Genomic DNA, 14,347 nt, shown 5'->3' with positions numbered 1-14,347 from the left:
CGGCGGGGGCCGCCGCACCTTGGGTATATGGCCCACCCTTCGGGACGACATCCTGTCTTTACTCAGGGCCGTGGCACATCCATGTGCCACTTGGGCCATATACCCAAGGTACGGCGTCCTTTCGCGAACTTTGAGGGCGTGGCTTCTGTAGCCCCACGGTGGGGACGTGGCTGTATTGCGCTTTCGTAGAGCGGGGCTAACCGAAGCCACAACCCCAACGCCGCGACAGGACGTCGTTCTGTCGCATTGGGGGTCGAGCGGCACAGGGATGTGCCGCGCTCGCGAACTGAGGCAGGACGCCGACGTGAGCGACGACCCCCAGTGCGGCAGAACGGCGGCCCCCTCCGGAGCCGACGCCACCCAATGCCGTTGCCGTTGCCGTTGCCGTTGCCGTTGCCGTTGCCGTTGCCGTTGCCGTTGCCGTTGCCGTTGCCGTTGCCGTTGCCGTTGCTGCCGTTGCCACCACCCCTTCGCCCCCCGGATCCAGGACAAGGACCTAATATCGGCGCATCCTTCGTGGAGAACGATCGAATGCGCACCCTCCTGCTGTCGCTGGTCCTGCTCGCCCCTTGCACCGCCCTCGCCCAGGCCGCGGCGCCGCCGGCGGATGCGGAACTGCATTGCGGCCGGCTGTTCGACGCCCGCAGCGGGCAGCTGCTGGGCCCGCATACGGTGAGCGTGCGCGACGGCAGGATCGCGGCGGTGTCCGCAGGCATCCCGGCGGCCTCCGGTGGCGGCGCGCTCGACCTGCGCGGCCACACCTGCATGCCCGGCTGGACCGACCTGCACGTGCACCTGGAGGACCAGTCCAGCCCGCAGAGCTATTCGGAGGGGTTCCGCCTGGATCCCGTGGACTACGCCTTCCGCAGCGTCGGCTATGCCGAAAAGACCCTGCTGGCGGGGTTCACCAGCGTGCGCGACCTGGGCGGCGACGTCGCCCCGCACCTGCGCGATGCGATCAACCAGGGTCGCGTGCGCGGCCCGCGGATCTTCGCCGCCGGCCGCTCGATCGCCACCACCGGCGGCCACGCCGACCCGACCAACGGCTACAACTCCACGCTTTCGCACCTGCTCGGCCCGCCGGGCCCGACCGAGGGCGTGATCAATTCGATCGACGACGCCCGCCAGGCCGTGCGCCAGCGCTACAAGGAAGGCAGCGACGTGATCAAGATCACCGCCACCGGCGGCGTGCTTTCGTATGCGAAATCCGGCGATGCGCCGCAGTTCACCGTCGACGAGGTCAAGGCGGTGGTCGATATCGCGCGCGACTACGGCTACCGCGTCGCCGCGCACGCGCACGGCACCGAGGGCATGAAGCGCGCGGTCGTGGCCGGGGTCACCAGCATCGAGCACGGCACCTACATGGACGACGAGGTGGTGCGGCTGATGAAGCAGCACGGCACCTGGTACGTGCCGACGATCTACGCCGGCCGCTTCGTCGCCGACAAGGCGAAGATCGACGGCTATTTCCCCGAGGTGGTGCGGCCGAAGGCGGCGCGGATCGGCGCGCAGATCCAGGACACCTTCGCCCGCGCCTACAAGGCCGGGGTGAAGATCGGCTTCGGCACCGACATGGGCGTGGGCCCGCACGGCGACAACGCGCGCGAGTTCATCTACATGGTCGAGGCCGGCATGCCGGCGGCCGCCGCGCTGCAGGCCGCGACCATCCGTGCCGCCGAAGTGCTCGGCGTGGACGACCAGGGCGTGGTCGAAGCCGGCAGGCGCGCCGACATCGTCGCCGTGCCCGGCGACCCGCTGGCCGACATCGGCGTGGTGATGGCGGTGGATTTCGTGATGAAGGACGGCGTGGTCCACCGCCGGCCCGGCGGGGCCCCCACGACGACCGGAGCGGCGCCATGAGCGGCGAATGGATGGGCTACGTGGCCGCGACCCTGACCACCGCCGCGTTCGTGCCGCAGGCGCTGAAGACCCTGCGCAGCCGCGACACGCGCTCGATCTCGCTGGGGATGTACGTGGTGTTCACCGTGGGCCTGTGCTTCTGGCTGGCCTACGGGATCGTGCTCGATTCCTGGCCGATGATCCTGTCCAACGTCGTCACCCTGGCGCTGGCACTGCTGATCCTCGCGCTCAAGCTGCGCCACGGCTGACGCCGCCTGGCGTGGCCGCGGCGGCGAACACGCCCCAGCCCAGCCACGCGGCGAACGCGATCCGCTGCGCCAGCGCCGCACCGACCCAGCCGCTGCCGAGGAAGCCGCCGGCCACCACCAGCACCGCCACCGCCGCCGTGACCGCCGCGAAGCGGCGCCAGCCCGGCGTACGCCACAGCTCCATCGCCAGCAGCGCCGCACCGGCCGGGAACGCCAGCGCCCACAGCAGCCAGGCGGCGGCGTGGTAGCGACTGCCGCCGCCGTCGAGGTTCTCCAGGTCCAGCGCCAGCAGGCCCTGCGCCGCGAACGCCAGTGCCGCCAGCACCAGCAGCTGGGCGCCGATCCGCGCGCTCCAGCCGCTGCCACCGGGCACGCGGTCGCGCACGCCCAGCGCGATCCACGCGCCGGCCACTCCCGGCAGCACGAAGGCGAACAGGCCGAACAGCGGCACGCCACCCTGCAGCTGCCGTGCGCCAAGCAGCGCCAGCGGATGATGCAGGTGCGAATAGCCCTCCCCCGCGTGCCCGGCCACCACCGCGGCCAGCACGCAACTGGCGACCGCCAGCAGCGCCGCCGGCACGCGCCAGCGTTCGATCGTGTCCATCCCGCTCTCCAGTGGAAGACGCCCTTGACCCGACGCCGGATGCGCGGTCGATGCGGAACGCCGGTTGCCGCGACAGAGCATAGCGCCCCGCCTGCGGCGACCGCTTCGGTCATCGACCCGGCCGCGGACCCCGGGCGCGCCCGCGGAGGTAAAATCCGCCGGGCACCCAGGCATCGCGCGGACCGGACGATCCGACCACCGCTTGCAAGCGCCCGGCGCCGCCACCATCTCGTCCGCATCGCCTCCCTCCGGAATCCCCCATGGCCGACCTGCCCCACGTCATCGACATCACCACCGACACCTTCGAGACCGAAGTCCTGCAGAAGTCGATGCAGACCCCGGTGCTGGTCGATTTCTGGGCGACCTGGTGCGGGCCGTGCAAGTCGCTGACCCCGGTGCTGGAGAAACTGGCCGGCGAGTACGGCGGCGCCTTCGTCCTGGCCAAGGTCGACGTGGACAAGGAGCAGCAGATCGCCGCCGCGTTCCAGATCCGCTCGGTGCCGACCGTGTTCCTGCTGGTGGGCGGGCAGCCGGTGGATGCCTTCCAGGGCGCGCTGCCGGAGGGCCAGCTGCGGCAGTTCCTGCAGCAGCACGGCGTCGAGCCCCTTGCCGCCACCGATGCCGAACCGGCCGAACTGGCGCCGCTGGATCCGCACGCCGAGGTGGTCCGCCTGCGCCACGCGGTGGACGCCGAGCCGGACAAGGCCGAACTCAAGCTCGACCTGGCGCTGGCCCTGCTCAAGACCGGCGCGGCCGCCGAAGCCGAGCAGTTGCTCGACGCGCTGCCGGCCAACCTGGCCACCGACGACCGCACCGTGCGTGCGCGTGCGCGGCTGGGTTTCGCCGCCCTGCTCAAGGATGCCCCGCCGGTGCAGGTGCTCGAGCAGGCGATCGCGGCCAACGATGGCGACCTCAAGGCGCGCCACCTGCTGGCCGTGCACCACCTGGTCGGCGGCGACGCGGCCAGCGGGCTGGAACAGCTGATCGAGATGCTGCGCCGCGACCGCGGCTACCAGGACGGCCTGCCGAAGAAGGCGCTGATCGACGCCTTCCGCATCGTCGAGGACGAAGACCTGGTCGGCCAGTACCGCAGGAAGATGGCCTCGCTGCTGTTCTGAGCCACGGCCCGGCGCCGACGCGGAAGTCCAGCCTACATCCCGCGGAAGCGGTGCAGGAATGCACCGCTGACCGGCAGCCGTTCGTCATGGCCCTTCAGGCTCAGGCTGTGCCGGCCCAGTTCGTTCCGGGTGACCCTTTCGATGGCCTGCACGCGCACCACCACGCCGCGGTGCACCTGCCAGAACTGGTCCGGGTCCAGCCCAGCCAGCAGTTCCTTCAGCGGCGTGCGCAGCACGCCTTCGCCGCTGGCGGCCACCACCCGCACGTATTTTTCGGTCGCCTGGAAGAACAGCACCTCGTCGATCGCGAACATGCGCACGCTGTCGCCGGCGCTGGCGGTGATCCAGCGGATCAAGCGCTCGCCGCTCGGGCGCAGCCGGGACTCCAGTTCGTCCACCAGCGCACGCAGGTCCGGGCCGCCGTCACGCGACTGGCGCTCGTCCAGGCGCTTGCGCAACCGCGCCACCGCCTCCTGCAGCCGTGCCGGTTGCACCGGCTTGAGCAGGTAGTCGACCGCGCCGGCTTCGAACGCACGCACCGCGTAGTCGTCATAGGCGGTGGTGAAAACGACCAGCCCGCCCTGGGCCACGACCGCGCGCGCCACATCCAGGCCGCTCACTCCGGGCATGCGGATATCGAGGAAGGCGACAGCCGGGCGCCGCGCCTCCACCGCTTCCAGCGCCGACACGCCGTCCTCGCAGACCGCCACCACGCCCAACCCGGGCCAGGCCTGCAGCAGCTGTTCGTGCAGCGCGCGACGCTGCGGCGCCTCGTCCTCTGCGATCAGCGCGGTGACTGCCTCGTTCATGCGCCGTCCTCCGTGGCCGGCGCACTGGGCAGTTCGATCTCGGCGACCACCCCGCGGGCCTCGCCCGGGCGCAGGCTCAGCCTGGCCTGCGCGCCGAAGCGCTGCGCCAGCTGCTCGCGCACGTTGGCCAGGCCCATGCCGCCGCCAATGCCCGGCTGCAGGCCGGCGCCGTCGTCGACCACGCGGATGCGCAGGCGCGAGCCCTCCTGCATCGCCGAAACCTCGATCCGGCCCGGGCCCGGGCGGGGCTCGATGCCGTGCTTGATCGCGTTCTCCACCAGGGTGATCAGCAGCGCGGGCGGGAACGGCTGCGCGCGCAGCGCCGGGTCCACCGACATCGCGAACGACAGCCGCCCGCCCATGCGCACCTGCATCAGCGCCAGGTAGCTGGCACAGATGTCCAGCTGCTGGCCGAGGGTGGAATGCAGGCCCTGGCCATCGCGCAGCTTGGGGATCGTCGCGCGCAGGAAATCGACCAGCGCATCGAGCGTGGCCTCCGCCTGGCCCGGGTCCTGGCGCACCAGCGCGCGGACCGACGCCAGGGTGTTGAACAGGAAGTGCGGCTCCACCTGCGCCTGCAGCACGCCCAGGCGCAGGTCGGCCTCGCGCACCCGCCCTTGCAGCCGTTCCACGGCGTCCGCGTGGCGGTGCCGGTCCCAGCGCCGGCGCTCGCTGAAATAGGCGCGCAGGGCCAGGCCGCCGCCGAACAGGCCATAGATCAGGATCAGCGCGGCGATGTTCAAGGCGAGCCCCATCGCCTTGACCACCAGGCCGACCTCCGGCGGCTTGGACGGGACCATGCCCAGCGCGGCCAGGTGCGGATTGACCAGCGCCAGCAGGTAGCCGGAGGCCACCTTGTCGATCGCGTAGCTCAGCACCACGCCCGCCAGCACCGCCAGCACCACCGCCTTGCGTTCGCGCGACTCGGGCCAGCGGCGGTGGCGCACGATGGTCGCCAGGGCCGGTCCGAGCATGGCCATCAGGCTGAAGGCGACGAACTGGGTCAGGCCCGATTTCGCGCCGATGACCGCGCCCTGCCCCGCCAGGCCCACGCCCGCCCCGGTGAAGGCCGTGGCCACCCCGATCAGCCCGCAGAACAGCAGGCTGCGACCGGCCAGCCAGCGCGCGCTGAACACCGGGTACTGGCGATAGCGGCTCCATACCGCGTTGCCGCCCACCAGGACTTCGGCAGGCAGAACCTGTTGCAGCGGATAGCCTGCGTGGGTGGTCATGCCGGTTCCCTCACCTGCCGCCGGACCGGCGGAGTCCACCCGCCGGCAGCAGCGCGAGGATCGCGGCGACCGGGGCGAGCAAGTGCACGATCATATCCATGGGTTGTCTGCTCCCGCCCGTGCACGTCAGCCGCGCTTGCCCCTCAGCACCTGGCCGGCCTGGTGCAGCTCCAGCGATTCCACGTTGCCGTCGGCATCGCGCAGGAAGCGGATCTCGATGCCGAAGGCCGGCGCCTCGAACAGGTCCCGTGCCGTGGGTTCCAGCGGGAACGCCCCCTGCCCGGTCGCCTGCGCGAGCAGCCTGCCAGCCTCTTCGCGCACGTTGAGCGAGAACGAAGGCGCCAGCGGGTAGTCGCCGGCGTAGGCGGCCAGGTCGGCGGCCGACAGCGACGGTGCGGCGACGGCCGCGTCACGCTCCACCCGCCGCGCCGGCAGCACCGCGCCCAACTGCGTCCAGGTGAAGCCGTAGCTGCCGTCCGCCTTGCGCTGCGGGCGCAGCACCGCGTCCAGCTGCAGCGGGTAGAAGTCGCCGGCGTCATCGTGTCCCATCTCGAATTCGTCCTGGCCCGCGGCCTGGATGAAGAGCTTTCCCTCACGCTCGCGCAGGGTCATCTTCATCGCCCCCTGCAGCTGGTATTCGCCGGCCAGCGCCTGCAGCAGCGCCGGATCGGCGGGCACCGCCCGGCGCGGCTTGCCCAGCGGCAGCGACGCGTCGACCAGATGGTTGCCGAGGCTGCCCAGGCTGCCGATCGAATGCCGGGCGGTGTCGGACAGGACCCCCACGCCGCGCTGGCGCTGCGGATCGAGCGAGACGAACGAGGAGAACCCGCCGGTGCCGCCTTCGTGGACCAGCACCGTGCGCCCGGCCACCGGCGCCATCATCCAGTTCATCCCCATCGGCGGCTGTTCGGACACCGGCGCATGGGTCTTCTCCAGCGCGGCGCCGATCGCCGCGTCGGTCCAGCCCAGCCCGGCCTGCACGTAGCGGACCATGTCCTCCAGGGTGGCACGCACGCCGCCCACGCCGGCCAGGTTGGTGGCGAAGTTCCACGCCGGCGCCGGCCGGGCATTGGGCGTGTGCCCGCTGGCCACGCGCACGCCCTCCGGCTTGCGGTTGACGTAGGCGTGGTCCATGCCCAGCGGGGCGAACAGCCGCTCCCTGGCGAGGGTCTCGAAGTCCGTGCCCGCCCGGCGCGCGACCGCGTAGGAGAGCAGCATCGAGGCGAAGTTGGAGTACTCGAACCTGGCACCCGGCGCCGACGACAGCGTCGCCTCGCCCAGCGAGGCCAGCAGTGCGGCTTCGTCGAGCTTGGCGTAGGGATCGTCCATGCTCGTGGCGCCCAGCCGCGACGGCAGCGCCGGCAGCCCGGAGGTGTGGGTGACCACGTGGCGCAGCAGGATCGGCTGGCCCTGCCAGTCGGGCACCTTCGTGCCCTCCGGCAACCACGAGGCCAGGGTGTCGTCGAGCGAGCCCTGGCCCTGCAGCAGCAGGTCGGCCAGCAGCGCGGCGGTCATGGTCTTGCTGACCGAGCCGATCTCGAACGCCGAGTCCGGGCCGATGCGCGCACCGTCGGCCTGGTTGGCGCACTGGAACGTGCGCGCGACACGGTCCTTCTCCACTACCGCCACGGCCATGCACGCGCCGGTGCGGTCGCCATGCAGGCGCTGGTGGACGACCTCGGCCAGTTCGGCGTCGGTCATGGCCAGGGCGGCGCCGGGAAAGAACAGTGCTGCGGCCAGGGTAGCGGCGAGCGAGGCGTGACGGGGATTCATGCGGCACCTCCAGTGTCGGGATGAAGCCATGCTGCACGGCGCCGCGCCCGTCGTGCAGGCCTGCGACGGACGGCCGTGCGCGGGCGACGAACGCAGGCGCCGGGCCGATGGGCGCCGCCAGGGACGCGCCCGGGCGGGGCCGCCGCTCGTTTCCCGCCGCAGGCGTGGCGACGACGACGCCCCCCATCCGCTGCTGCGCCCGCGACCCGCGGTAGCCCGTTCAATCGGCCAGCAGGCGCCCCACCACTTGCCGGTAACGGGTCGCGATGGCCTCGCGCCCGTGGAGCCGACCTGCGGTTACCAGCGCCTGGCCCGCCACGCACGCCTCGCGCACCAGGTTGCGGTTGCCCGAGAACAGCCAGCGGTCGACCACATCGCTTGCACGCGCGCCGGCGAACACCGGCGCGTCCCCGTCCAGCATGATCCAGTCGGCCGCCATCCCCGGCGCGAACATGCCCACCGGCTGCCCGGTCGCGTTCGCAGCACTGCCCAGGGTGCCGTGCAGCAGGGTCTCGCCGACGCTGTCGCCCTCGCGCCCTGCCGCGATGTTGCGACGGCGGGTGTGCAGGCGCTGGCCGTATTCGAGCCAGCGCAGTTCCTCCACCGGCGACACCGAAATGTGCGAATCCGAACCGATGCCCCAGGCGCCGCCGGCGTTGAGGTAGTCGCGCAGCGGGAACAGGCGTCGCCGAGGTTGGCCTCGGTGGTCGGGCAGATCGCCACGGTGGCGCCGCTGCGGGCGATGCGCGTGGTTTCCTCCGCGGTGAGGTGGGTGGCGTGCACCAGGGTCCAGTGCCGGTCGACCGGCGCATGGTCGAGCAGCCACTCGACCGGGCGCGCGTTGCGCACCGCCAGGCAGTCCTGCACCTCGCCGATCTGCTCGGCGACGTGGATGTGCAGCGGCGTCGCCGGCGGCAGCGCGGCCAGCGCCGTGGACATCGCCTCCGCCGGCACCGCGCGCAGGCTGTGGAAGGCCACCCCCACGCGCAGGGTCGCGTCCTCCTGCGCGCGCAGGCTTTCGAACAGGCGCAGGAACCCGTCGAGGTCATGGCCGAAGCGGCGCTGCCGCTCGGCCAGCGGCCGCCGGTCGAAGCCGCCGGTCATGTACAGCACCGGCAGCAGGGTCAGGCGGATGCCGGTTTCGCGCGCGGCGGCGATGAGCGCATGCGACATCGCCGCCGGATCGGCATAGGGCTTGCCGTCCGGCGCATGGTGCAGGTAGTGGAACTCGCACACGCTGGTGTAGCCGGCCTCGAGCATCTCCGCGTACAGCTGCGCGGCCACCGCCTGCAGGCTGTCGGGGTCGAAGCGCGCGGCGATCCGGTACATGGTTTCGCGCCAGGTCCAGAACGAATCCTGCGGATGGGTCTGGCGTTCGGCCAGCCCGGCCATCGCCCGCTGGAAGGCGTGCGAATGCAGGTTGGGAATGCCCGGCAGCACCCAGCCGCCACCCGCACCGGCCGCCACCTGCGCGGTGATGCGGCCGTCGGCCACGGCCAGGCCGGCATCGGCGCGCCAGCCGGCGCGGGTCCAGAGCAGTGAAGCATCGCGCAAGGTGTCCATGCCGCGCATTCTCGCGCGAAAAAGCGCTTCACGTAGAATCCCGCGCATGGACACCGCACACCGCTGGGACGGCCTGGCCGTCAACGCGAACCTGGCCACGCTGCAGGGCGAAGCCGGCTACGGCGCCGTCGAGGACGGCGCGCTGGGCTGGAAGGACGGCCGCATCGCCTACGCCGGCCCACGCGCGTCGCTGCCCGGCGCAGCGGAAACGCTGGCCGCCGAAGTCGTCGACGCGCGCGGCCGCTGGATCACCCCGGGCCTGGTCGACTGCCATACCCACCTGGTCTTCGGCGGCGATCGCGCCGGCGAGTTCGAACAGCGCCTGCGGGGTGCCAGCTACGAAGAGATCGCCCGCGCCGGCGGCGGCATCGTCTCGACTGTGCGCGCCACCCGTGCCGCCGACGCCGACGCCCTGTTCGCGCAATCGCTGCCGCGCGCGCGTGCCCTGCTCGCCGACGGCGTCACCACGGTCGAGATCAAGTCCGGCTACGGCCTGGATTTCGAAGGCGAGCGGCGCATGCTGCAGGTCGCGCGCCGGATCGGCGAAGCCCTGGGCATCGGCGTACGCACCACCTTCCTCGGCGCGCACGCACTGCCCCCCGAATACGCCGGCCGTGCCGACGCCTACATCGACGCGGTCTGCGACTGGCTGCCGCGGCTGCACGCCGAAGGCCTGGTCGACGCAGTCGACGCATTCTGCGAGCGGATCGGCTTCGACGCGGCGCAGACCCGGCGCGTGTTCGAGACCGCGCGTGCGCTGGGCTTGCCGGTGAAGCTGCACGCCGACCAGCTCAGCGACGGCGGTGGCGCGGCGATGGTGGCCGAGTTCCGCGGACTGTCGGCCGACCATGTCGAATACACCTCGCCGGCCGGCGTTGCGGCGATGGCGGCCGCCGGCACCGTGGCCGTGCTGCTGCCCGGTGCCTTCCACGTGCTGCGCGAGACCACGCTGCCGCCGCTGGACGCATTCCGCGCCGCCGGCGTGCCGATGGCCGTGGCCACCGACTGCAATCCCGGCACCTCGCCACTGCAGTCGCTACGCCTGGCGATGTCGCTGGCCTGCACCCACTTCCGCCTGACCCCGGAGGAAGCGCTGCGCGGCGCCACGGTGCACGGCGCCCGCGCCCTGGGCCTGGACGACCGCGGCCGCCTGCAACCGGGCCTGCGCGCCGACTTCGTGCTGTGGGACATCGGCCAGCCCGCCGAACTGGCCTACTGGCTCGGCGGCAACCTGCGCCTGGCCACCTGGATCGCCGGCCGCCGCCTCCCCGACCCCCTGTAGGAGCCCCCTTCAGGGGGCGACCGCGCGAAGGTTGGACGCAACCGTGTTCCGGGGCCGCGACTCCGGGACTTGCGTTGAACGTCGCGGCCCCGGCGCGGGCCGGGGCGCCCCCTGAAGTGGGCTCCTACAGAACTCCAAAGAAAAACGCGGCGCCAGGCGCCGCGTTTCCAGGTACTGCTGTGACAGGCCCGCCGTCAACCGGCCTTGGCCACCGTCTTCTTGGCCACGGCCTTCTTCACCGCCGCCGGCTTGGCGACGGTCTTCTTCGCCACCGGCGCGGCGGCGCCCGCGGCGGCACGGGTGCCATGGCTGCGCGCGTTGCCGTAGCTGGCGTTGTAGCGCTTGCCCTTGGCGGTCTTGCGATCACCCTTGCCCATCTTCAACTCCTTGGATTCTCTGGAAAACAGGTCGCGCGCAACGCGCGACAGGCCGGGAAGCCTAGCACGCGGCCCTCAATGGGCGCAGCTGGCGTCGTGGACGTGGCCGTGGTTGAGGCGCAGGTTCACCAGGTGCGCCAACCCGACCAGGGTGCCACCGAAGGTCATCACCACCGCGTGCGGCACCACCGATTCGTGCAGTGGCGCGTACAGCAGGCCGGCCCACAGCGCCGCCAGCCCGGGCAGCAGCAGGCCCAGCGCGCGCAGCGCGCGGTGGCGGCGGTAGCTCCAGCCCAGGCTGAACACGCCCAGCAGGGTCACGAACACGACCAGCGCCCACTCCAGGCTGCCGTCGAACCACACGCTCAGGCCCAGCGCCGGCAAGGCGGCCAGCAGCAGCGGCGTCAGCGCGCAGTGCAGCGCGCACAGCAGCGAGCCGGTCGCGCCGAAACGGTCGAACCAGTGGCGGTGCCGCCGGGCCGTGGCGTGGCGGGCCGGGTGGGCGTGGCCGGAATGGTGGTGATGGTAGTGGCTCATCGACGAAGCATGACGTCCGGGGGGTGTCGCCCGATTTGGATACATTATAACATTCCGGATTCCCTGTCAGCAGCCATCCCGCCGCGTCCCGCATGTCCCGACCCGCTTACCGCCCCTTCCCGTCCTGCCCCCTTGCCACGGCGCTCGCGCTGGCCCTCGCCACCCTGCCCGTGGCCGCCGCCGCCCACGATCCCACCGAGCTCGATGCGGTCCAGGTCACCGCCTCACCGCTGGCCGGCGATGCCGAGTCGCTGGCGCGCCCGGTCGAGGTCCTGCAGGGCGAGGCACTGGACCGGGCCAAGGCCGCCACCCTCGGCGAGACCGTGGCCAGGCTGCCCGGCGTGCAGACCAGCTACTTCGGCCCAGGCGTCGGCCGGCCGATCCTGCGCGGCCTCGACGGCCCGCGGGTACAGATCCTGTCCGGCGGCATCGGGGTGATGGACGCGTCCACCGTCAGCGCCGACCACGCCGCCAGCGTGGAACCGTTCCTGGCCGACCAGATCGAAGTGCTCAAGGGCCCCGCCACCCTGCTGTTCGGCAGCGGCGCGATCGGTGGCGCGGTCAATGTCGCCGACGGGCGCATCGCCCTGTACAGGCCGGATGAGCCATTGGGTGGCCGGGCCGAGGTCCGCGGCAACACCGGCAACGACGAACGCAGCGGCATGTTCCGCCTCGACGGCGTCAACGGCGACTGGGTACTGCACGTGGACGGCCTGCTGCGCAACACCGGCGACTACGACATCCCCGGGTATGCGATGGCGCATCCGGACGAGCACGAGGGCGAGGACCTGGCCTACGGTACCCTGCCCAACAGCTCGATCAGGACCGGTGCCGGCGCGCTCGGCGCGACCTGGCTGGGCGAGGCCGGCTATTTCGGCCTGGCCGCCAGCACCTACCGCAGCAACTACGGCATTCCGGCCGGCGCGCACGTGCATGCCGACGACGACGATGGCCACGATGACGATGACGATGACGACCACGACCATGACGAAGACGCGCATGGTGAGGAGCAGGTGCGCATCGACATGGTGCAGAACCGCGTCGAGCTGAAAGCCGGCGTCTACGATCCGCTGCCGTTCCTGCAGAGCCTGGAACTGCATGGCGCGTACAACGACTACGAACACGCGGAGCTGGAGGACGGCACGATCGGCACCCGCTTCGCCAGCGAAGGCTACGACGCGCGCATCGAGGCCGTGCAGCAGGACGTGGCCGGCTGGCGCGGCGTGTTCGGCCTGCAGCTCGGCCGGGTGGACTTCAGCGCGGCCGGCGAGGAAGCCTTCGTCCCGGCCACGGTCACCGGCAACTGGGGCCTGTTCGCGGTCCAGGAGAAGGACTTCGGGCCGGTGAAGCTGGAACTGGGCGCACGCCACGACCGCGTCCGCCTGGAACCGGAAGGCGGCCAGCCGCGTCGCGATTTCGGCGCCACCAACCTGTCGGCCGCCGCGATCTGGAAGATCGACGAGGCGTTCGACCTGCGCTTCGGCATCGACGGTTCCGAGCGCGCGCCGACCCAGGAAGAGTTGTACGCCAACGGCCTGCACGTGGCCACCGCCTCGATCGAGATCGGCGATGCGACACTGGACACCGAGCGCGCGCTGCGCGGCGAGATCGGCCTGCACGCGCACAACGAACGCGTGGACTTCAAGCTCTCGCTCTACCGCAGCGACTTCAGCGACTTCATCTACCTGGCCGACACCGGCATCGAGGAGCACGGCACGCCGGTGCGTCTGTGGACCCAGGCCGACGCGGTGTTCACCGGCGCCGAGGCCGAAGCGGTGCTGCACCTGGCCGACAACAACACCGGCGCTTGGGACCTGCGCCTATTCGCCGACCGGGTGCGCGCCGAGCGCGACGGTGACGGCAGCCGCACGGCCGCCTTCGATGTGCCGCACGGCGACCATGCGCACCACTACGAAACGGAACTGGCCAACGACGGCTACCTGCCGCGGATCGCGCCGGGCCGTTATGGCGCCGACGTGACGTGGGAACGGGGCGGCTGGCGCGCCGCGCTGGGCGCGGTGCGCTACCAGAAACAGGACGAGGTCGCCGGGCACGAGGAACCCAGCCCCGGCTACACCCTGGTCGATGCGCACCTGGGCTACCGCTGGGACCGCGACAACGGCAACAGCTGGGAACTGTTCCTGGACGGCAGCAACCTGACCGACCAGGAAGCGCGCCCGCACACCTCGCTGCTGCGCGAATACGCGCCGCTTCCGGGCCGCGCCGTCGCCTTCGGCATCCGCGCCTGGTTTTGAGCGGGCGGCTGATAGAAGCCAAGAACCAGAAGTCGCGAAGGACGCCGTACCCTGGGTATATGGCCCAAGTGGCACATGGATGTGCCACGGCCCATCGTAAAGACAGGATGTCGTCCGAAGGGTGGACCATATACCCAGGGTGCGGCGGCCCCCACCGGAGCCGACGCTTTTGCCTTCGAACACCGATGCAGGGCGCTCAGCCTTCCGCGCAGCGCTCGCACAACCCGTGCACTTCCAGCGTCTGCGCCTGCGGCTGGAAACCCAGCGCCTTGGCCCGCGCCTCGAGCTGCGAGACCACCTCGCGGTCCTCCAGCTCCACCGCGCTGTGGCAACGGTCGCAGATCAGGAACGGCACCGAATGCTGGTCGCTGTCCGGATGATGGCAGGCGACGAATGCATTGACCGAAGCCAGCTTGTGCACGAAACCGTTGGCCATCAGGAAATCCAGCGCCCGGTACACGGTGGGCGGCGCGTCGGCGCCGGCGCCCTTGCCCTCGCGCACCTTCTCCAGCAGGTCGTAGGCCTTCACCGGCTTGCCCGCGTCTGCGATCAGGCGCAGCACGTTGGCGCGGATCGGCGTCAGCCGCAGGCCGCGCTCGCCGCAGGCACGCTCCACCGCGCGCACGAACGCATCGGCGCTATGGACGTGGTGGTGCGGATCGGTGCAGGCGTGCCGGGCGGACATGCGT

12 protein-coding genes and 1 pseudogene are annotated in these 14,347 nt (G+C 71.6%); 5 read left to right on the top strand and 8 right to left on the bottom strand.

Going from position 1 to position 14,347, the window contains the following annotated elements:
• Nucleotides 1–531 precede the first annotated feature (531 nt).
• Nucleotides 532–1,860, top strand: coding sequence for a metal-dependent hydrolase family protein (locus tag CSC64_RS10455; RefSeq protein ID WP_162435267.1), 1,329 nt, complete (start codon nucleotides 532–534; stop codon nucleotides 1,858–1,860).
• Nucleotides 1,857–2,108 (top strand): SemiSWEET transporter, encoded by a 252-nt coding sequence (locus CSC64_RS10450; RefSeq protein WP_162435266.1) that lies wholly within the window; start codon nucleotides 1,857–1,859, stop codon nucleotides 2,106–2,108. Before CSC64_RS10455 ends, CSC64_RS10450 begins: the two co-directional genes overlap by 4 nt.
• Here the strand turns inward: CSC64_RS10450 and CSC64_RS10445 are convergent.
• Nucleotides 2,089–2,712, bottom strand: a complete 624-nt coding sequence (locus tag CSC64_RS10445; RefSeq protein WP_162435265.1) for a DUF998 domain-containing protein — start codon at nucleotides 2,710–2,712, stop codon at nucleotides 2,089–2,091. The genes CSC64_RS10450 and CSC64_RS10445 overlap by 20 nt on opposite strands.
• A 260-nt stretch (nucleotides 2,713–2,972) precedes the next feature.
• Here CSC64_RS10445 and trxA point away from each other — a divergent pair, with 260 nt between their 5' ends.
• Entirely contained in the window at nucleotides 2,973–3,830 is an 858-nt protein-coding gene (gene trxA / locus CSC64_RS10440; protein WP_162435264.1) for a thioredoxin, read from the top strand.
• A 32-nt stretch (nucleotides 3,831–3,862) separates the two neighbouring features.
• On the opposite strand, the gene CSC64_RS10435 is transcribed toward trxA, so the two are convergent.
• The 4 genes and pseudogenes from CSC64_RS10435 to CSC64_RS10420 all read right to left on the bottom strand — a co-directional run bounded on the left by CSC64_RS10435 (nucleotide 3,863) and on the right by CSC64_RS10420 (nucleotide 9,216).
• Nucleotides 3,863–4,639: a LytR/AlgR family response regulator transcription factor gene (locus CSC64_RS10435; RefSeq protein WP_162435263.1), complete on the bottom strand. Its 777-nt coding sequence runs from the start codon at nucleotides 4,637–4,639 to the stop codon at nucleotides 3,863–3,865.
• A complete protein-coding gene (locus tag CSC64_RS10430) occupies nucleotides 4,636–5,871 on the bottom strand; it encodes a sensor histidine kinase (protein ID WP_162435262.1) in 1,236 nt (411 codons plus the stop codon). Before CSC64_RS10430 ends, CSC64_RS10435 begins: the two co-directional genes overlap by 4 nt.
• A 126-nt stretch (nucleotides 5,872–5,997) precedes the next feature.
• A complete protein-coding gene (locus tag CSC64_RS10425) occupies nucleotides 5,998–7,644 on the bottom strand; it encodes a serine hydrolase (protein ID WP_162435261.1) in 1,647 nt (548 codons plus the stop codon).
• A 220-nt stretch (nucleotides 7,645–7,864) separates the two neighbouring features.
• A pseudogene (locus tag CSC64_RS10420) lies at nucleotides 7,865–9,216 on the bottom strand (formimidoylglutamate deiminase).
• Nucleotides 9,217–9,253: 37 nt separating this feature from the next.
• Here CSC64_RS10420 and hutI point away from each other — a divergent pair.
• Entirely contained in the window at nucleotides 9,254–10,489 is a 1,236-nt protein-coding gene (gene hutI, locus CSC64_RS10415) for an imidazolonepropionase (RefSeq protein WP_162435260.1), read from the top strand.
• Between the two features lie 194 nt (nucleotides 10,490–10,683).
• Here the strand turns inward: hutI and CSC64_RS10410 are convergent, their stop codons facing one another.
• Nucleotides 10,684–10,866 carry a 30S ribosomal protein THX gene (locus CSC64_RS10410; protein WP_162435259.1) on the bottom strand — a complete coding sequence of 61 codons (183 nt, stop codon included), beginning with the start codon at nucleotides 10,864–10,866 and terminating at the stop codon, nucleotides 10,684–10,686.
• A gap of 75 nt (nucleotides 10,867–10,941) precedes the next feature.
• The gene (locus tag CSC64_RS10405) at nucleotides 10,942–11,403 is read right to left on the bottom strand and encodes a MerC domain-containing protein (RefSeq protein WP_162435258.1); all 462 of its coding nucleotides are present in this window, start codon (nucleotides 11,401–11,403) and stop codon (nucleotides 10,942–10,944) included.
• Between the two features lie 92 nt (nucleotides 11,404–11,495).
• Here CSC64_RS10405 and CSC64_RS10400 point away from each other — a divergent pair, with 92 nt between their 5' ends.
• Nucleotides 11,496–13,658 (top strand): TonB-dependent receptor, encoded by a 2,163-nt coding sequence (locus CSC64_RS10400; protein ID WP_162435257.1) that lies wholly within the window; start codon nucleotides 11,496–11,498, stop codon nucleotides 13,656–13,658.
• Between the two features lie 196 nt (nucleotides 13,659–13,854).
• Here CSC64_RS10400 and CSC64_RS10395 read toward each other — a convergent pair whose 3' ends face one another.
• Nucleotides 13,855–14,343: a transcriptional repressor gene (locus tag CSC64_RS10395; protein WP_162435256.1), complete on the bottom strand. Its 489-nt coding sequence runs from the start codon at nucleotides 14,341–14,343 to the stop codon at nucleotides 13,855–13,857.
• Between the last annotated feature and the right edge of the window lie 4 nt (nucleotides 14,344–14,347).

It is taken from the genome of Pseudoxanthomonas koreensis (assembly GCF_010093225.1).
Classification (GTDB): domain Bacteria; phylum Pseudomonadota; class Gammaproteobacteria; order Xanthomonadales; family Xanthomonadaceae; genus Pseudoxanthomonas; species Pseudoxanthomonas koreensis.
This window is presented reverse-complemented; position numbering and strand designations above follow the sequence as displayed.